The 17,668-nt window shown below is 70.9% G+C and carries 16 protein-coding genes and 1 pseudogene; 13 read left to right on the forward strand and 4 right to left on the reverse strand.

The annotated features are described in order from the left end of the window. Positions 1 to 19 precede the first annotated feature (19 nt). The 3 genes and pseudogenes from NGB36_RS08550 to NGB36_RS08560 all read left to right on the forward strand — a co-directional run. Complete coding sequence (locus tag NGB36_RS08550) at positions 20 to 736, forward strand: maltokinase N-terminal cap-like domain-containing protein (protein WP_255919540.1); 717 nt, start codon at positions 20 to 22, stop codon at positions 734 to 736. A gap of 215 nt (positions 737 to 951) precedes the next feature. Continuing rightward, complete coding sequence (locus NGB36_RS08555) at positions 952 to 1,107, forward strand: hypothetical protein (RefSeq protein WP_255919657.1); 156 nt, start codon at positions 952 to 954, stop codon at positions 1,105 to 1,107. Between the two features lie 52 nt (positions 1,108 to 1,159). Beyond that, positions 1,160 to 1,578: pseudogene (locus NGB36_RS08560) on the forward strand (MFS transporter); the annotation flags it as partial. 46 nt (positions 1,579 to 1,624) lie between these two features. Here the strand turns inward: NGB36_RS08560 and NGB36_RS08565 are convergent. Further along, the gene (locus NGB36_RS08565; protein ID WP_255919541.1) at positions 1,625 to 3,427 is read right to left on the reverse strand and encodes a carbohydrate binding domain-containing protein; all 1,803 of its coding nucleotides are present in this window, start codon (positions 3,425 to 3,427) and stop codon (positions 1,625 to 1,627) included. A gap of 248 nt (positions 3,428 to 3,675) precedes the next feature. Beyond that, positions 3,676 to 4,212, reverse strand: a complete 537-nt coding sequence (locus NGB36_RS33710; RefSeq protein WP_372509393.1) for an ATP-binding protein — start codon at positions 4,210 to 4,212, stop codon at positions 3,676 to 3,678. A 115-nt stretch (positions 4,213 to 4,327) separates the two neighbouring features. Between NGB36_RS33710 and NGB36_RS08575 the strand changes: the two genes are divergently transcribed. The 6 genes from NGB36_RS08575 (at position 4,328) to NGB36_RS08600 (ending at position 8,926) form a co-directional block, all read left to right on the forward strand. Further along, on the forward strand, positions 4,328 to 4,987 hold the full coding sequence (locus tag NGB36_RS08575) for a TetR/AcrR family transcriptional regulator (RefSeq protein ID WP_255919543.1): 660 nt from the start codon (positions 4,328 to 4,330) through the stop codon (positions 4,985 to 4,987). A 158-nt stretch (positions 4,988 to 5,145) separates the two neighbouring features. Next, positions 5,146 to 6,243 carry an alpha/beta hydrolase gene (locus NGB36_RS08580; RefSeq protein ID WP_255919544.1) on the forward strand — a complete coding sequence of 366 codons (1,098 nt, stop codon included), beginning with the start codon at positions 5,146 to 5,148 and terminating at the stop codon, positions 6,241 to 6,243. Positions 6,244 to 6,368: 125 nt separating this feature from the next. Further along, positions 6,369 to 6,920, forward strand: coding sequence for a GNAT family N-acetyltransferase (locus NGB36_RS08585; protein ID WP_255919545.1), 552 nt, complete (start codon positions 6,369 to 6,371; stop codon positions 6,918 to 6,920). Between the two features lie 90 nt (positions 6,921 to 7,010). Continuing rightward, positions 7,011 to 7,931: an NADP-dependent oxidoreductase gene (locus tag NGB36_RS08590; RefSeq protein ID WP_255919546.1), complete on the forward strand. Its 921-nt coding sequence runs from the start codon at positions 7,011 to 7,013 to the stop codon at positions 7,929 to 7,931. Positions 7,932 to 8,061: 130 nt separating this feature from the next. Then, entirely contained in the window at positions 8,062 to 8,604 is a 543-nt protein-coding gene (locus tag NGB36_RS08595; RefSeq protein WP_255919547.1) for a DUF1990 domain-containing protein, read from the forward strand. A 76-nt stretch (positions 8,605 to 8,680) separates the two neighbouring features. Then, positions 8,681 to 8,926, forward strand: a complete 246-nt coding sequence (locus tag NGB36_RS08600; protein ID WP_255919548.1) for an SRPBCC domain-containing protein — start codon at positions 8,681 to 8,683, stop codon at positions 8,924 to 8,926. 33 nt (positions 8,927 to 8,959) lie between these two features. Here the strand turns inward: NGB36_RS08600 and NGB36_RS08605 are convergent, their stop codons facing one another. Further along, complete coding sequence (locus NGB36_RS08605) at positions 8,960 to 9,277, reverse strand: DUF8825 domain-containing protein (RefSeq protein ID WP_255919549.1); 318 nt, start codon at positions 9,275 to 9,277, stop codon at positions 8,960 to 8,962. Positions 9,278 to 9,684: 407 nt separating this feature from the next. On the opposite strand from NGB36_RS08605, the gene NGB36_RS08610 reads away from it, so the two are divergent. Beyond that, the gene (locus tag NGB36_RS08610) at positions 9,685 to 10,428 is read left to right on the forward strand and encodes a type 1 glutamine amidotransferase domain-containing protein (RefSeq protein WP_255919550.1); all 744 of its coding nucleotides are present in this window, start codon (positions 9,685 to 9,687) and stop codon (positions 10,426 to 10,428) included. A 19-nt stretch (positions 10,429 to 10,447) separates the two neighbouring features. Here NGB36_RS08610 and NGB36_RS08615 read toward each other — a convergent pair whose 3' ends face one another. Continuing rightward, the gene (locus tag NGB36_RS08615; RefSeq protein ID WP_372509395.1) at positions 10,448 to 12,934 is read right to left on the reverse strand and encodes a SpoIIE family protein phosphatase; all 2,487 of its coding nucleotides are present in this window, start codon (positions 12,932 to 12,934) and stop codon (positions 10,448 to 10,450) included. 246 nt (positions 12,935 to 13,180) lie between these two features. On the opposite strand from NGB36_RS08615, the gene NGB36_RS08620 reads away from it, so the two are divergent. Genes NGB36_RS08620 through NGB36_RS08630 form a run of 3 tightly spaced genes read left to right on the forward strand, consistent with a single transcriptional unit; the run spans position 13,181 to position 17,591 of the window. Further along, entirely contained in the window at positions 13,181 to 14,191 is a 1,011-nt protein-coding gene (locus NGB36_RS08620; RefSeq protein WP_255919648.1) for a zinc-binding alcohol dehydrogenase family protein, read from the forward strand. Positions 14,192 to 14,193: 2 nt separating this feature from the next. After that, positions 14,194 to 15,255 carry a lysylphosphatidylglycerol synthase transmembrane domain-containing protein gene (locus tag NGB36_RS08625; RefSeq protein WP_255919552.1) on the forward strand — a complete coding sequence of 354 codons (1,062 nt, stop codon included), beginning with the start codon at positions 14,194 to 14,196 and terminating at the stop codon, positions 15,253 to 15,255. 47 nt (positions 15,256 to 15,302) lie between these two features. Continuing rightward, positions 15,303 to 17,591 (forward strand): heavy metal translocating P-type ATPase, encoded by a 2,289-nt coding sequence (locus tag NGB36_RS08630; RefSeq protein ID WP_255919553.1) that lies wholly within the window; start codon positions 15,303 to 15,305, stop codon positions 17,589 to 17,591. The last annotated feature ends 77 nt before the right edge of the window (positions 17,592 to 17,668 follow it).

Consider the following 17,668-nt stretch of genomic DNA (forward strand, 5'->3'; position numbering starts at 1 on the left):
ACGGAAGAGGTGCCAGGTCATGGCAGTTGTCCACCGCACAACACTCACGCCCAACAAGCTGGAGCTCCTTGGCTCGTGGCTTCCTGCCCAACCGTGGTACCTCGGCACGGGCAGCAAGCCGGAACTGACCAGGGCTGGTGGATTCCGGCTCGACGACCCGCAAGGCGAGGTCGGGATCGAGTTCATGGCGGTCACGGACGAGTCGGGAGACCGGTCGCGCACCTACCAGGTTCCGTTCAGCTACCGCGGGGCACCACTTGGCGGCGCCGATCACGCGCTCATCGGCACGGCTGAGCACGGGGTGCTGGGACGGCGGTGGATCTACGACGGAACCCACGACCCGGTCGTCGTTTCCCAGCTCTTCGCCCTCATCCTCGGCAAGGCCGTTCCGCAGGCCCAGAGCACGAGCAATACCCCCGAACCGTCCGTTACCGGCTACTTCGTCGCAGAGTCCGACCGCACGGGACCGATTGAGCGCATGACCGTGACCAGCGGAGGGGACGCCACCGATCTCGTCGTGCACACCACCGCCGTAACCGGATCACCGACTCGACGTCCCAGGCAACTGACCATCAGGGTAAACCGCGTCCTGCTGCCGGGCCAGGATGAACCATCCGCCGGTGCGCCAGAGGTGCTGGGTGGTGTGACCGCGGATTGGCATGTGCCGGACGGCACCACGGTGCGGGGTTCGTTCGCCGTCGTTCTCGACACCGCGCCGGACTCCACAGCCGGGTAGCGGGTCGATACCGGTCAATTCGCAGCCGGTGTCCCGCGGATGCGCCGCGACGACGGCGTCGGCCAGACCCGTCCGCCGGTGCCCGAGCCGGCCGTCAGCGACATTCCACCGGCAGACCGCCGTCACCGCAGACAACCAACCGACGTCAGTGGATGTCCCCGGGGGATCGTGTCGCGAATGAGCCGGCGCAGCCAGCTGTGTGCGGGGTCGGCCTCATGGCGGGGGTACCAATGGTGGCCTCGTTCACCTCCGCAGTCGCCACCGGTTACCGCATCGTGTCGGTCCTCGTACTGCTGGCCGCCTTTCTGGTCGTCGCCGGACTGCGTCCGCCCTCCCCCCGTCACGCGCGGACCACAGCTCACGTGCGATGACCGGCCCGGTCATTCCCCGCCGGAGAACTGCTCCCAGGCGGACTGGCGGGAGGTTCTTTCGGGGACGTTCACCCGGCTCCCCCCGCTCGGCGTGGTCATGCTCGTCGGATCGGCGGCTGGGGTTTGGCGCTGGCCTTGTTCGGTCTTTCGCCGGATCCCTGGGCCGGGATAGCCTTCCTGGTGCTGGCCGGCGCCGCTGACACGGTTGCCGTGGTGTCCCGGAGCACGATTGTGCAGATGCACACCCCGAATGCTCTGCTCGGCCGCGTCAGCGCGGCCGAGCAGATGGTCGGCCAGGCCGGCCTCGACATCGGCAACATGCGCGGCGGTCTTGTCGCCGACGCAACCTCAGGCGTCACAGCCCTGGTCAGCGCGGGTCTGCTGTGCATCGTGGCCGTCGTTCTGATCGGCGCGACCACTCCCGGAATGCGCTGGTTCTCCGGAACACCTCACCGGACGGCACCGTCGTGATCAACGGCACCCCCCGTGTGCCTGTGCCTTGTGTACGAGGCGAAGGTCAGGTGAGTGACAGGTCGTCCGCGTAGATGTTCCCTTGGGCGTACCAGCCGTGGACGTACACGGTGACCGTGCCCGAGGAGCCAGTGGTGAAGGGGACGCTCAACTGGGCCCAGCCGCTGGAGGAGGTCCAGGTGCTCGCGATCGCTGCGCCGCTGACGCCGAGATAGGCGTAGCTGCCCTGCACCCAGCCGGTGAGCGTGTAGGACGTGTTCGGCTTGAGCGTCACCGTCTGGTCGCATTCGCCGGTCTGGCTCGAGGTGGGGGCGACTTCGAGGGCGTGGCTGCCGGAGTGGACCGGGCTGGTGACCACCTGGTCACCGGGCTGGCAGGTCCAACCGTTGAGATTGCCGGTCTCGAAGGTGCCGTTGACGAGCGAGCCGGAGCCGCCGCCCCCGCCCGGGCCGGTCACGGTGAGGGTGTAGGTCGCGGAGTGGCTTCCTGAGGTGGCGGAGCCGTTGACCGTGATCGCATAGGTGCCCGCGGCCGCCGAGGACGACGCCGAGGCGGTGAGCGTCGAGGAGCCGCCCGCGGTGACCGACGACGGACTGAGCGACACGGTGACGCCGGAGGGCGCCCCGCTCGCCGAGAGACTGACCGTCTGCGCCGAGCCCGAGGTCACCGCCGTTGAGACGGTGGCGGTGGCCGAACCGCCGGGGGCGACGGAGGCGGACGACGGGGACACGCTCACCGAGAAGTCGTTCGTGCTTGTACCGCCGCCGCTGGTGAACGGCTCGAAGGCGTTGCTGAAGTACCAGGTCGGCTGGGAGATGCCGGAGCACGAATCCGAGCCGCCGGTTCCGGGGCAGCCGCCGTTGTCACGCTGCAGCGCCCAGAAGGACAGGGTGTTGATGCCCTTGGAGACCGCCCAGTTCTCCACCGTGGTCGCATCCGCCTGGGTGAAGGTCTCGGCCGAGCCGTAGTCGTCGATGCCGGGCATCTCGGTGACCCCGATCATGCCCCACAGCTGCGACGAATTCTTCGATGGATACAGGGACTGCAGCTGACTGTAGAGCCCGCCGGCGGCGGTCTCCGTGTCCGTCGCCATCTCCTGAGTGGTGCCGATGTAGTAGTCGAACGTCATGATGTTGACGACGTCGACCCGGGCGCCGTTCGACACCGCGTTCTGCAGCACCGCCAGGCCGTCGGAGCTCAGACCGGTGGTGGTCGTCGGCATCGTGTACGAGAACTGCACGGTGTGCCCCGTGCTCGCCGCCCAGCTCTCCACCTGCGCCACCGCTTTGTTGCGGCGGTCGATCCCGGCGTTGCTGGTGAGCGAGTTGGCCTCGATGTCGAGGTCGATCCTGGTCACGCCGTACGTGGTGACCAGGCTTTCGTAGGCTTGCGCGATGGAGTTGACGTCCGTGCAGCTGTCGGCGATGTCCGTGCCGGTGGTGTCGGCCGTGTAACCGCCGAAGGACGGGATGACGTTGCCGCCCGATGCCTGGATCGTGGCGATGTCGCTGCCGAAGGTCGAAGAGGAGACCGGCTGGCTCGTGCTCCCGTTCCAGTAGGCGGTGCACGACCCGGCGGAGGCGGTCTGAAGGAACGCCATCGTCAGGTATTTGTTGCCCGATTCGGAGGCCAGCGTCGCCGGGCTGTCGCCCGTCCACGCCTCGAAGTACGGTGCGGCAACGTGCGCGGGCAGCGTCGGCCCGTCGGCCTGTGCTGCGCCGCCCCCGAACACCACAAGGCCCGCGGATGCGGCGGCGGTTGCGAACGCGACGAGCGCGGCGCGTACGGATCCGGGTCGTCTGGACTTGGGTCGTCTGGACTTGAGTTGTCTGGACTTGGGTCGTCTCATGAACGCTCCCATGCATGAGAAGGCGGCTGAGATGGACGAACGGATCTGTGCTGATCCCCAGCCCCCGGACATGGGCGACATCCAACCGACTTCGGGGACCCCCGCTGGGGTCCCCGAGCTTGGACTAGACCAATCTCAACTGTCAAGAGTCCCGGCATGGTTCGCGCACGATATGCGGCCGATTCGCGGCCGAGCACGGACGACGGGCCGCCGGCAGCGCGACGGCCCGTCTGGAAGGAAACCCGTTGCTACGCGTCGAAGTCGAACGCGCCCTGGTCCTTGCGGCCCTCGGACAGCTCGAACCACACTTCCTTGCCCCAAGGCGTGAGGTCGACGCCCCAGTCGCTCGCCATCGTGTCCACCAGGGACAGTCCACGGCCGCATTCGTCGCCGGGCTGGGCGGCGTGCAGGCGCGGCAGCTCCCGGCTTCCGTCGCGCACATGGCAGGAGACGACATGGCGGCGCACGACGGTGAGACCGAGGGCGCCGCGCGCGTGGATCAGCGCATTGGCGACCAGTTCGCTGACGAGAAGCTCGGCGGTGCCGCTCAGGTGGTCAAGACCCCAGCCGGCGAGAGTGTCACGCACTGCGGTGCGCGCTTCACGGCAGGCATGCGGCGACCGGGGAAGGTCCCATGGCCCCGCGGCGCTCAGGCTCCAGTCGGCAGCCGAAGCGGCAGCGGAAGCGCGGACAGAACCGGGAACGGACACGGACACGGAATCGAGGGCGGGGACAGGGCATGATCCCGCGGTTTCGGCGGGCCACGTGAGGTGGGTGTGCTGCATAGGAAGTCTCCCCTGCGACCCCGATCGGAACGCCGACCAGGAATCCGGTCACTACCTCGCTTTACTGGCGCGTAAAGACCATAAACCCGGTTTACCGGGAAGTAAAGTGCTCAGCATGGTTGATCACTCATCCACATCCTCGGACCGGGGCCGCCGGTCGCCGCGGCCGACCGACGAGGACATGCTGGATGCGGCCTCCGCCGTGTTCAGCGAGGCAGGATTCCACGCGGCGACGATGGACGCCGTCGCCGCGCGCGCACACTCCACCAAGCCCACGCTCTACGCGCACTTCGGCAGCAAGGACGAGCTGTTCGCCAGGTGCGCCGAGCTGGCGGCCGACACACTCCGGAGCGCGCTGTTCACGGCATACTCCTCGGCGTCCGAGCTCCCGCTGGAGCAGCAGGTGCGGGCAGGTATGGTCGCGTTCTTCGACTACGCGACCGTCCACCCGGCCAGGTTCCGGCTTCTCTTCGGCCCGCACACCACAGGCACGGCCTCGGCGGCCCGGCTGCGGCTGATGTCGGAGACCGCGGACGCGATCACTCAGCTGATCAGGAACTTCACCGAGCGTCACGGGCGGCGGCCCTGGACCACCAGCGCGGAGCTGTGCGCATCGTTCATCGTCGGTATGACGGTCGAAGGCGCTCGGCACACCGTCGTCACCGACTCCCTGGACCCCGCGACGGCTGCCGACTTCACCACCCACTTCGCCGTGGCGGCGCTCAGGAACATGGACCCGCACCGCGCCGACGCGATCGACGGCCGGGAACGCTGACGCGCGACCGGCACGCTGCCGTGGCTGGAGACAGCCGTCCCGACCTGCGCGTCACCTAAGATCAGACAGGCGTTCACCTGCGCGAAGGAGACCTCGGAAACCCTGTCAGGTACGCTACATGCCGCTGTACGTCGACCGCCCTAGGAAGAACCGCCTCCGTGAGCCTGACCGGCACGCCCTTCTTCGTCCTTACCGTCGCGGTCCTGGTGCTCGCTACAGTGCTGCTCGCCCTGGTGTGGAATCGAATACCCGGGCCGCGGCCACTTCGCTATGCCGGGCGCCTGGGCGCGACGATATTCAGCCAAGTCGCCGCCGTTGTCGTGGCGTTGGTTTACATCAACAACACCATGGGGCCGTTCTACGACACCTGGCAGGATCTTTTCGGTGACGGCGCGAACAACACCCCCGTCGCCAGCAGCACGTCCCAGAACGGCGGTGCCCGGGGAACCGGAGGCTCCGGGGACGTCGAGAAGCTCACCTTCACCACCTTCAAGCCCGGCATCCTGCGCGCCGACGCCGTCGGCCCCGCCTCCAGGATCAAGGGCAGCCTGTATGTGTGGCTGCCGCCGCAGTACCACCAGGCCGCCTACGCCCACACGGCCTTCCCGGTCGTGGAGCTGCTGCCCGGCACCCCCGGCAGCCCCCAGACCTGGTTCGCCGGGATGGACGCCACCACGCCGCTCACCCGCCTGATCGACGAGGGCAGGGCCAAGCCGATGATCCTGGTCGCGGCCACGCTCAACGTCCTCGGCGGGAACACCGACGCCGGCTGCGCCGACATCCCCGGCGTCGGCCTCACGGCGACCTGGCTGGCCAAGGACGTCCCCGCGCTGGTCAAGCAGAACTTCCGCGCCGCCACCGGTGCCAGGCAGTGGGCGGTGATGGGCTACTCGGCCGGGGCCTACTGCGCGGTCAACCTCACCGTGCACCATCCGGACGTCTTCCACTCCGCCGTGAGCCTGTCCGGCTACAACGCCCCCATCGCGTCACTGGTCACCCGCACCCCGGCCCTGGCCCGAGAGAACAACCCCTATCTCGTGCTGAGGGATGACAGGCACCAGCCCGACATCGCCCTGCTGATGGCCGGCAGCCTCCAGGACCCCGGCACGGTTCCTGCCGCCAAGGCCCTCCTGGCGGTCCTCCGGCGCCCCGGCGGCAGCGAACTCCTCACCGCCGCCACCGGCGGCCACACGACCGCGCTCTGGCGCACCATGCTCCCTGACTCGTTCACCTGGATCTCACGCGAATTCGGCTGAACCTCGCCCCGGTGTGCGTGGCATGCACGCATGGGCTGTTCTCCGGTTGCACCGTGACCAGGACACTCCGGCCGCCTGGGGAAAACCGGTCTCGTCGTCGGCCGTGAGCGTGGCACGATGCGGGCATGAGTGGTGATCTTCGATCCGGGTTCGAGCGCGTGGTGACCGAGCGCCTCGAGCTGCGTGCCGTATCGCTCGACGACCTGTACGGGCTGTTCGCGATCACCTCCGACCCCGACGCCTACCGGCATTCCCCATGCGACCGGCACACCACCGTCGACACGACCCGCGCGTGGATCGAGCGGGCCGCGGCCCGATGGCGCACCGACGGACTGAGCTACTGGATCGTCCGGCGCCGCACGGACGCGACGGACGAGCCGGTCATCGGGGTGGGCGGGGTGCAGCGTCACGCCGCAGGAGGGTGGAACCTGTACTACCGGTTCACGCCATCGGCATGGGGGCAGGGCTACGCGACCGAGCTGTCCCGTGCGGCCATCGCGGCCGGGCGGGCAGTCGATCCGCAGGAGCCCGTCGTCGCCTGGATCCTCGACCACAATCACGCGTCGCGCCGCGTCGCCGAGCGGCTCGGGTTCACCAACTACGGCGAGCGCATCGACGCCAATGACGGGGTGCTGCGGCTGATGTACGCGGACAGACCCCCACGTGATCCCCGATAACGGCGTGTGGCCGCTCACTCTCCCGGAATCACCGGCGCTGCCGGGCTGTTGGCCTTATCGATGAGCCAATAGGCCGAGAGGGGTGGCGTGATGCCCAAGGCAGTCCGGTTCGCCGAATACGGCGACATCGATGTGCTGGAGGTCGTCGAGGTCGATCGTCCCGTGCCCGGGCCCAGGCAGGTGGTGGTCAAGGTGGTGGCCGCCGGGATCAATCCGGGGGAAGCCATGATCCGCAGAGGGCTCCTGCATGACAGGTGGCCCGCCACCTTCCCGTCGGGCCAGGGCAGCGACTTCGCGGGGATCGTCGAGGGTGTCGGCGAGGGCGTGCAGGGATTCGTGCCGGGCGACGAGGTGATCGGCTTCACCAATGAGCGTGCGAGCCACGCCGAGTACGTCCTGGTCGCGGCCGACCAGCTCGTCCCCCGGCCCGCGGGCGTCCCGTGGGAGCAGGCAGGTGCCTTGTTCGTGGCCGGTACGACGGCGTACGCGGCGGTGCGCGCCGTTGCGCTCGGCCCCGGCGACACCGTGGTCGTCTCCGGGGCCGCGGGCGGCGTCGGTTCGCTGGTCGTCCAGCTGGCCCGGCATGCCGGTGCGACAGTGATCGGCCTGGCAAGCGAGCGGAACCATGCATGGCTGCGCGACCACGGTGCTGTTCCGGTGGCGTACGGCGAGGGCGTTGCGGACCGGATCCGGGCCGCAACGAGCGGCACCGTCGACGCCTTCATCGACACCTTCGGCGACGGGTACATCGAGCTTGCCCTCGATCTCGGAGTCGAACGCGACCGGGTCGACACGATCATCGATTTCGCGGGAGCCGAGAAATACGGGATCAAGACGGAGGGCAATGCGGAGGCCGCGAGCGCCGAGGTACTGGCAGAGCTCGCCGGCCTCATCGACCAGGGGGTGCTGGAGATCCCGATCGCCCGCGCCTACCCCCTGGATGACGTCCGCGACGCCTACCGGGAACTGGAGCAGCGGCACACCCGCGGCAAGATCGTCCTCAAGCCCTGAGCACAGGCGCGCCGTGCCCAGGCTCCGGGGTGCGTGGCGGCGTTGGCGTCGGGAACGCCCTGGGGTTCGCGTTGTGCGGACTCCTCGCCTGGCGGCGCCTGGCCGCTGCCGCCGACCGGTTGGCGGTCCGGTGAACGCCCATGAGCCCCGCGAGCCCCACGGGGTCCGTCCGACGTACGCGGAGGTCGGGGCCACCCGCGGCGAGAGGCTTCCGCCCGGCTACCACCACCTCCGCCACCGCACGCTGATCGGCCACGGGCGCACCGTCTTCGAGGCGGCGGGCGCGGCGGTGATGGAGTGGCGAATGCATCGCGCCATCCCGGTACGGCTCACCGCACCGCAGGAGCGGGCGGCGCCCGGCGTCGATGTCACCGTCCTTCTCGGCGTCGGCGGGATCGGTCTGCGGGCGCCCGCCCGGGTGATCTGGACGGCAGAGGATCCCACGCGGACGGGCTTCGGGTACGGGACGCTGCCGGGCCACCCGGAGTGCGGTGAGGAGTCCTTCCTCGTCCACCTCGCCGACGACGGACGGGTGTGGTTCACCGTCACCGCCTTCAGCCGCCCGGGCTCCCGCCTCACCCGCGCGGCCGGGCCGCTCGTCCCCGTGCTGCAGAAGCTCTATGCGCGGCGGTGCGGCCAGGTCCTGCGCCGCCTCGCCCGCCCGCGGGAGTGACTCATCGCACCGGCGGCACGTACGCCGACCAGCCGTCGACCCAGGACGATCCGGTCAGCGGGATCCGCCGCCAGTCGTGTACCACGAGATCACACCGCCCGAACGACTGGTTCAGACCTTCGAGTACGAAGGCGCTCCGGCGCCGGGTCATGTCCTGTTGGAGACGGTCACTTTCGAGGACCTGGGGGACGGCCGGACGAAGGTCACCGGAAGGTCCGTCTTCCAAAGCGTCGACGACCGCGAGGCCATGGTGAAGTCGGGCATGGAGACCGGCGCACGGGAGACGATGGAACGCCTCGCCGAACTGCTGGCCTCGCGGTGACGCCGACGACGACGTGACTGCTCGTCCGGCGGCCTACTCCTCGTCGACGTGCTTCAGCTGCATGCGCGCCTTGAGTACGTCGGGGCCACTCAGCGTCGTCCAGAACTCGTGGCCGAGCACGGCCCCGGCGAGCTCACTGCGGCGCAGCCGCAACGCGTCGACCTGCGCCTGCTGTTCCTCCGTCCACCCCGGCGATGCCTCGTGCTCCACGCCCCGGAAGTCGGCGTACCGCTCGGGCATCGGCATTGCCCGGTGCGGCAGACGCATGAGCAGGTCGTTGAGCTCGGCGGCGACGTTCCGCAGGGCCCGCTGCAGTTCCAGCAGGTCTTCGGGGAAGTCGAAATCAGCCACCCCTTAATCGTACACGTGCTCGAATACCAGCGGGTGGCGTACGCCCTCGTGCCGCGGGGCGGTTCGGCGGGACGTGCGCAGGTTTCGTCTCGCGTGCTCCGGGCGTCACCCACGCGAGTGCCGTTCCTTGCCACCGACAAGGAACAAGCAAGCATTCTGCGAGAGGGTGCCGCGCGGCGGGGGTGCGGACATGCCAAACAACCCGCACCGGCTCCGGGAGGCGCCGCGCACACCACCCACCACGCGCTCGCCGACGTACGGCGCCCGGCCGCCCCGCCGCCTCCGTCGTAGCCCGCTTCTTTGCGCCGAAGGCGCGAGACGAAAGCCGCATCCGGCACCACACCATGCCGCCCCGCGGCGCCACGCCCCGAAGAGCCGGGCCGCACCGGCCCATGGTAGAGAGGGGCATGCGCATCCTCCTCCCGCTCCCCGACCGGGACTTCGACGTCACCGAGGTCGCCGTCCCCTGGCGGCTGCTGCGCGACGCCGGGCACGATGTGGTGTTCGCGACCGAGCACGGCGGACGGCCGCCGCAGGCGGACCCGTTGCTGCTCACCGGTGTGCTGTTCGGGCAGCTCGGCGCGGAGGCCGAACCGAAGGAGTTCTACCGCGAACTCACCGCCGACCCCGCCTTCCTGGGTCCCGTCGGCTGGGACGTCATCGAGCCGCAGGAGTACGACGGGTTGCTGCTGCCCGGAGGGCACGCAACCGGCATGCGGCAGTACCTCGGCTCCCAGGCCCTGCAGGGGAAGGTCGCCCGTTTCTGGGGGATGGGTCGGCCGGTCGGCGCGATCTGCCACGGCGTCCTCGTGCTCGCCCGCACCATCGACCCGGCGACGGGCCGCAGCGTCATCGCCGGCCGGCGCACCACCTGCCTGCCCGCGTACATGGAGCGGAGCGCCTATTACCTCACCGCGTGGCGCCGGGGCCGCTACTACCGGACGTATCCGGCGTATGTCCAGGACGAGGTCGTCGCCGCGCTCGACGACCCCGCCCAGTTCGAGCGCGGGCCGTTCGAGCTGCGGCGGCGCGGCACGGCCACCGACGACACCCCGGCGTTCGCCGTCCAGGACGGCTCCTATCTGTCCGCCCGTTGGCCCGGTGACGCCTATCTGTTCGCCCGCCGCTTCATCGCGCTGCTGAACGGATGAGCGACCGTGTGGGCGCGGGTCAGACCAAGTCGCCGAAGGCAGCGAGCGGCTCGGAACCGTTGGGGGTGAGCAGTTGCTCGGCCCAGATGACCTTGCCCTCGGGGGTGTAGCGGGTGCCCCAGCGCCGGGTGAACTGGGAGATCAGGAAGAGCCCGCGCCCGCCCTCGTCGGTGGTGCGCGGATGGCGCAGATGGGGTGAGGTGCTGCTCGCGTCGGCGACCTCGCAGATGAGCGTGTTCTCGTGGATCAGGCGCACCCGGATCGGCCCCGAGGCGTAGCGGATGGCGTTGGTGACGAGTTCGCTGACGACCAGCTCGGTGGTGAAGGCGAGTTCGTCCAGGCCCCAGGCGCTCAGCTGCCGCAGCGTCACCTCGCGCGCGCCTGCGACCTGGGCCGGGTCGTTCGTCAGCTCCCAGGACGCGACGCGGTCATCGCCCAGACTGCGGGTCCTGGCGAGCAACAGGGCCACGTCGTCGCAGGGGTGAGCCGGTGCCAGGTCGCCGACGACTGTGTTGCACAGGCCTTCGAGCGAGCCGCCCTGGGCTTCCATGGCCCGGCGCAGACGCTCCCGCCCGCCTTCGGACGAGGCGCTCTTCGGGCCGTCGCCGGCGAGCAGGCCGTCGGTGTAGAGGGCGAGCACACTTCCTTCGTCGAGGGTGAACGCCACTGATTCGAAGGGCAGTCCGCCGACCCCGAGGGCTGGGCCGCGCGGCAGGTCGGGGAAGTCCACGGTGCCGTCGGTGGCGACGACCGCGGGCGCGGGGTGGTTGGCGCTCGCCATGCTGCACTGGCGGGTGACGGGATCGTAGACGACGTAGAGGCAGCTGGCCCCCACACCGTGGGCGTCGGCGGCCGCCGTGTCCTCGTCGTCCTCACGGGAGGAGCGGCCGACCAGGTCGTCGAGGTGGGCGAGGAGTTCGTCAGGGCGCAGGTCGAGATCGGCGAGGGTCTGTACGGCGGTGCGCAGCCGTCCCATCGTGGCGGCGGCGTCGATGCCGTGCCCGATCACGTCGCCCACGACGAGCGCCACCCGGGCCCCGGACAGCGGGATCACGTCGAACCAGTCGCCGCCCACACCGGTCAGTTCGTCGGCCGGCCGGTAGCAGGACGCCACCTCGACGGCCACCTGCTCCGGCAGGCCGTGCGGCAGCAGACTGCGCTGCAGCGCGAGAGCCGCGTCGCGTTCGCGGGTGTAGCGGCGGGCGTTGTCGATGCAGACCGCCGCGCGGGCGACGAACTCCTCCGCCAGCCTGACGTCGTCCTCGTCGAACGCCGCGGGGGATTCTCGGCGGTAGAACGTGGTCACCCCGAGTGTGGCACCCCGGGCGCAGATCGGCACCACCATCGCGCTGTGCAGGCCGAGTTCACGGAAGAGCGCGGCACGGCCGCGGGGGATGTCGGTGGCCCATTCCACGGCGAGCGGGTCGAGCCGCTCCACACGCCAGGACGTTCCGCTCTCCAGGGCGCGGATCGGCGGCGATCCCCTGTGGTACGAGGCCGGGTGCCCGATCTCGACCACCTCCTCGGGGGCGGCCTCGCGGACCGAACGCTGGCCTGCCCGGCGCAGTACCACCGTGTCGGTGGCGTCGAGCCGCAGTGGGCAGGGCTCGGCGCCGCTGAACACCGTGTCGAGCAGGTCGACGGCGACGCAGTCCGCGAGGTCGGGCACGGCCACGTCGGCGAGGTCCTGAGCGGTCTGCAGCACGTCGAGGGAGCGGCCGATGGTGGCGCTGGCCCGGTCGAGGAGGGCGAGGCGGTGGCGGGAGCGGTAGCGGTCGGTGATGTCGACGACCGTGTAGAAGACGCCGAGGGCGTTGCCGGCGTCGTCCTCCAGCCGGGTGAACGACATCGAATGGGCGCGTTCTCGGTCCGGGTCGGAACGGGGGCGGCCGATGTGTTCGTAATCGGCGACGGTCTCGCCGGTGTCGAGCACCCGGCGCATCTGTTCCTCGATCACCTTGGCGTTGAGGCCGGGCTGGATCTCGCCCAAGCGCCGTCCGAGCCGCGCCGCACGCGGACCGCCGCCGAACCGCTCCAGTGCCGCGTTGGACCACACGTAGCGCAGATCGGTGTCGACCACGGCCATGCCGATGGCCGATTGGGCGAGCATGCGTTCGGGGAAGCTGCGGCCCATTGCCCAGCCCGGAGAGCCCGTCATGTCGACGGCGAGGACGAGCCAGCACGGGCGGCCGGCGCTGTCCGGCATCGGGACGACGCGTACGCCGAGCGTCGCCTTGCGGCCGTCGCAGCGCACCGCCTTCAGGACACCGGCCCAGCCGGCGTCCTTGCGGCATCGCTGCGCCAGGTCCGGCATCCTCGCCGCGTCGTCGGGGGCAAGCAGGGTGGCGACGCATGTGCCGAGGACGTCCGCGGCCTGGTGGCCGAGCACGCGCTCAGCGTCCTTCGTCCAGTTCCTAACGATTCCGCGGTCGTCGAGAAGCAGTGTGGCGGCCTCCGCCACGTCGAATGATGCTCGCGGTCCGGTGAGGTTCTCTCCCACAGGTATCCCCACAGCCAGCCACTCCGTCTGCGCACGCTATCCCCAGTCCGTGCGCTTTTAATCATGTATTGGCGGTTATCACCACTCTACGGCCCATGGCAGGCCTCCATGCGGGTGCGCCGGGCGCGGCGGAGACGGCAGAGAAGGAGAAGGCAGAGAATTGGAATGAGTGACGCGCACAGGGACGGCCGATGCGAAGGAGCCGCGATGCCCGCCGACACCGCCCCCGCCGACAGCGGCCGCGCCGGGACGATGGCCGCGTGGGTCGTGGAGCGCCCGGGCCCGGCCGGCTCCGGCCCGTTGCGCAAGGTACGGCGCGACCGGCCGCAGCCGGGGCCCGGCGAGCTGCTGATCGATGTGCGCGCCTGTGGCGTGTGCCGTACCGACCTCCATCTGGCCGAGGGGGATCTCCAGCCACACCGGCCGCGGTGCACACCCGGACACGAGGTCGTCGGGCGGGTAGCGGAGGCGGGCGCGGGGGCGGAATCTCAGGGGTTCGCGGTCGGCGACCGGGTCGGCGTCGCATGGCTGGCGGGGACGTGCGGCCAGTGCCGGTACTGCCGCAGGGGCGACGAGAACCTCTGCCCCCACTCGCGCTACACCGGGTGGGATCTCGACGGCGGCTACGCCGACTACACGGTGGCGGACGCCCGTTTCGCTTACCGGCTGCCGGACGACGACCGGCCCGACGAGGAGCTCGCACCCCTGCTCTGTGCGGGGATCATCGGCTACCGTGCGCTGCGCCGGGCCGAGCTGCCGCCCGGCGGGCGCCTCGGCATCTACGGCTTCGGGGCCTCCGCGCATCTGACCGCGCAGCTCGCCATCGCACAGGGTGCCACCGTGCACGTGCTCACCCGGGCCGAGGAGGCGCAGCGGCTCGCGCTCGATCTCGGCGCGGCCTCCGCGCGGGGCGCGTACGACGCCCCTCCGGAACCGCTGGACGCAGCGATCCTCTTCGCGCCGGTCGGCGACCTCGTGCCGGTCGCGCTCGCCGCGCTCGACCGGGGCGGCACGCTGTCGGTCGCGGGCATCCACCTGAGCGACATCCCCGTCCTGCGCTACGAGGACCACCTGTTCCAGGAACGTACGCTGCGCAGCGTGACCGCCAACACACGCGACGACGGCCGCGCCTACCTGGCCGAGGCGGCCCGGCTGCGCCCGCGCGTGCAGGTGCAGCGCTACCCGATGAGCCGCGCCGACCAGGCGCTGGCCGACCTCGCGGCGGACCGCGTCAACGGGGTGGCCGTCCTGATGACCGACTGAGCATGCCGGGGCAGCAGAACGGCGACGACAGCGATGAGCGGCCCCTCCCACGGTTCTCACGGCCCGGCCGCGCCTGGTGGCTCGGGGCACTCGTCGTCATCGTCGCCGCCGTGGTGACCGCCCTGACCCGGCGCGCCGAGTTCGTGAACGCCTCCCGGCTCATCGCGCGGGTGGACGTGGCCCGGCTCGCGGTCGCGATCGGCTTCGAGGCGGCGTCGCTGGTGGGCCTGGCGGCGATGGAGCGGTGGCTGCTGCGGGCAGGGCAGGCGGCGGCGCGGCTGCGCCTGATGGTGGCGCTGACGGTGGCGGCCAACGCCGTTGCCGGCGTCCTGCCGGGCGGGGCGGCGTTCTCGTCCGCGTGGTACTACCGGCAGTTGCGCAGGCGCGGCGTGGCGCAGGTGCTGGCGGCCGCGGTGCTGGTGGTCGCCGGGGCGCTGTCGGTGATCAGTCTGTTCACCCTGCTGCTGGCGGGTGCGGTGGCGGCCGGGTCGTCGGGGCCGGGGGCGAGCCTGCGTCCCGTGATGCTGGCACTGGCCGGACTGCTGCTGGTGGGTACGGCGCTGATGGCCGGGTCATCCCGGTTCCGGCCGGCGCGGCGTGCGGCCTGGCGTCTGTGGCGACGCATCGGCGTACGGTCCCGGCACGCCTGGAGCGTGGAGGACGCGCTGGCCCGCCTGGTGCGGCAGGCGCGCAGCGTCGAGCCGGGCGTGCGGCCGTGGCTGCAGCCGTACGGCCTCGCCCTGCTGAACTGGCTGTGCGACGCGGCGTGCCTCGCCGCCTGCCTGTGGGCGCTGGGCATCGGCGTACCGTGGCGAGGTCTGCTCGTGGCGTATGCGTTGACGCAGGTGGGCGGCAGCCTGCGGCTCACCCCAGGCAGCCTCGGCATCGTGGAGGCGAGCCTGACGGCGCTGCTCGTGCTGTACGGGCTGCGCGGCGAGCAGGCGATCGCAGCCACGCTGCTGTACCGGATCCTCAGCTACTGGGCGCTGCAGCCGATCGGCTGGGCGTGCTGGTTCGGCCTGACGCTGCGTGGCGCCCGGCCCTGGATGGGGAATACCCCATAGGGGTATATCGTTGGCGCCTGGAGAACAGGAGCGAGAGCGAGGACCGCATGACGACGGCACCTTCGGCACCTACCGAGCGGCTCGACGGGCCCGACCGGGTCGAGCTGGAGATCGGCGGCATGACCTGCGCCTCGTGTGCTGCCCGCATCCAGAAGAAGCTCAACCGGATGGACGGCGTCAGCGCGACCGTCAACTACGCGACCGAGAAGGCGAGCGTCTCCTACGGTCCGGGGGTCGAGGTCGCCGATCTGATCGCGACCGTCCGGGCCACCGGCTACACGGCAGCGCTGCCGGCTCCCCCGCCCGCGCCCGATGAGGCGCGGGCGGAGGCCGGCACCGGGGGTGACCACGAGCTCGCGGCCCTGAGGCAGCGTCTGCTCACCGCCGCCGTCCTCTCGGTTCCCGTGATCGCGTTGGCCATGGTGCCCGCGCTGCAGTTCCGCTACTGGCAGTGGCTGTCGCTGGCGCTCGCCGCACCCGTCGTGGCGTACGCGGGATGGCCCTTCCACCGGGCCGCCTGGACCAATCTGCGCCACCGCGCCGCCACCATGGACACCCTGATCTCGATGGGCACGCTCGCCGCGTTCGGCTGGTCGGTGTGGGCGCTGTTCTTCGGGACCGCCGGGACACCGGGGATGAAGGACCACTTCACGTTCGCCGTCTCGCGAGGCGGCGGCAGCGGCTCGATCTACCTGGAGGCCGCAGCCGGGGTGACGGCGTTCATCCTCGCCGGGCGGTACTTCGAGGCGCGCGCCAAGCGCAGGGCGGGCGCCGCGCTCCGGGCGCTGCTCCACCTCGGCGCAAAGGATGTTGCCGTGCTCCGCGGGGGGCGTGAAGTGCGCGTGCCGGTCGCCGAGTTGGCGGTCGGCGACGTCTTCGTCGTTCGTCCCGGTGAGAAGATCGCCACTGACGGCGTGGTGCGCGAGGGCACCTCCGCCGTGGACGCCTCGATGCTCACCGGTGAGTCGGTGCCTGTGGACGTGGTCCCGGGCGACGGCGTCACGGGCGCCACGGTCAACGCGGGCGGACGCCTCGTCGTCGAGGCGACCCGGGTCGGCGCCGACACCCAACTCGCCCGGATGGCCCAGCTGGTGAAGGAGGCGCAGAGCGGGAAGGCGGCCGCGCAGCGGCTCGCCGACCGGATCTCCGCGGTCTTCGTGCCCGTCGTCATCGTGCTCGCCCTCGCCACCCTGGGCTTCTGGCTGCTCGCCGGCGCGGGCGCGACGGCGGCCTTTACCGCCGCCGTCGCCGTACTGATCATCGCCTGCCCGTGCGCCCTCGGTCTGGCCACGCCGACCGCGCTGCTGGTGGGCACCGGCCGGGGCGCCCAGCTCGGCATTCTCATCAAAGGGCCCGAGGTTCTGGAGTCGACGAGGAGCATCGACACCGTGGTGCTGGACAAGACCGGCACCGTGACGACGGGTGTGATGACGCTGTCGGCGGTGCACGCGGCGGAGGGGGAGGACGAGAAGGAGGCGCTGCGGCTCGCCGGCGCCCTTGAACACGCCTCCGAGCACCCCGTCGCCCGTGCCGTCGCCAGGGCCGCCGAGGAGCAGGTCGGCGAGCTCCCGGCCTCCACGGAGTTCGCTGCCCACGCCGGTCTCGGCGTGACAGGCGTCGTCGACGGTCGCACGGTCCTCGTCGGGCGCGAGGCACTGCTGCGCGACCACGGGCCGGCTGTGTTCCCCGCCGCACTGGCCGACGCGAAGGCGCAGGCCGAGGCCGAGGGGCACACCGCCGTCGTGGTCGCCTGGGACGGACGGGCGCGCGCGGTGCTCGCCGTCGGCGACGCCGTCAAGCCGACGAGCGCCGAGGCGGTAATGGCGCTGCGCTCGCTCGGCCTGACCCCTGTGCTGCTTACCGGCGACAACGCGATCGCAGCGAAGGCGGTCGCCGCGGAGGTCGGCATCGACGAAGGGGACGTCATCGCCGAGGTGCTGCCCCAGGACAAGGTCGCGGTCATCAAGCGGCTGCAGGCCGAGGGCAGGTCGGTGGCGATGGTCGGCGACGGCGTCAACGACGCGGCCGCGCTCGCCCGGGCGGAGCTGGGCCTCGCCATGGGCACGGGCACGGACGCCGCCATCGAGGCGGGTGACCTGACGCTGGTGCGCGGCGACCTGCGTGTCGCGGCCGACGCGATCAGGCTCGCCCGCAGCACCCTCGGCACCATCAGGGGCAACCTCTTCTGGGCCTTCGGCTACAACGTCGCGGCACTGCCGCTGGCGGCTGCCGGACTGCTCAACCCGATGATCGCGGGCGCGGCGATGGCGTGCTCCTCGATCTTCGTCGTCGGAAACAGCCTGCGGCTGCGACGCTTCCGTTCGATGAACGGCTGACTGCGTCAGCGGCGTCGACTCGAAGCAGTCGGGGGCCCGTCGTAGGGTTGCGCGCAGGCGACACATGCAACACAGCG

Source organism: Streptomyces humicola (genome assembly GCF_024436035.1).
Classification (GTDB): domain Bacteria; phylum Actinomycetota; class Actinomycetes; order Streptomycetales; family Streptomycetaceae; genus Streptantibioticus_B; species Streptantibioticus_B humicola.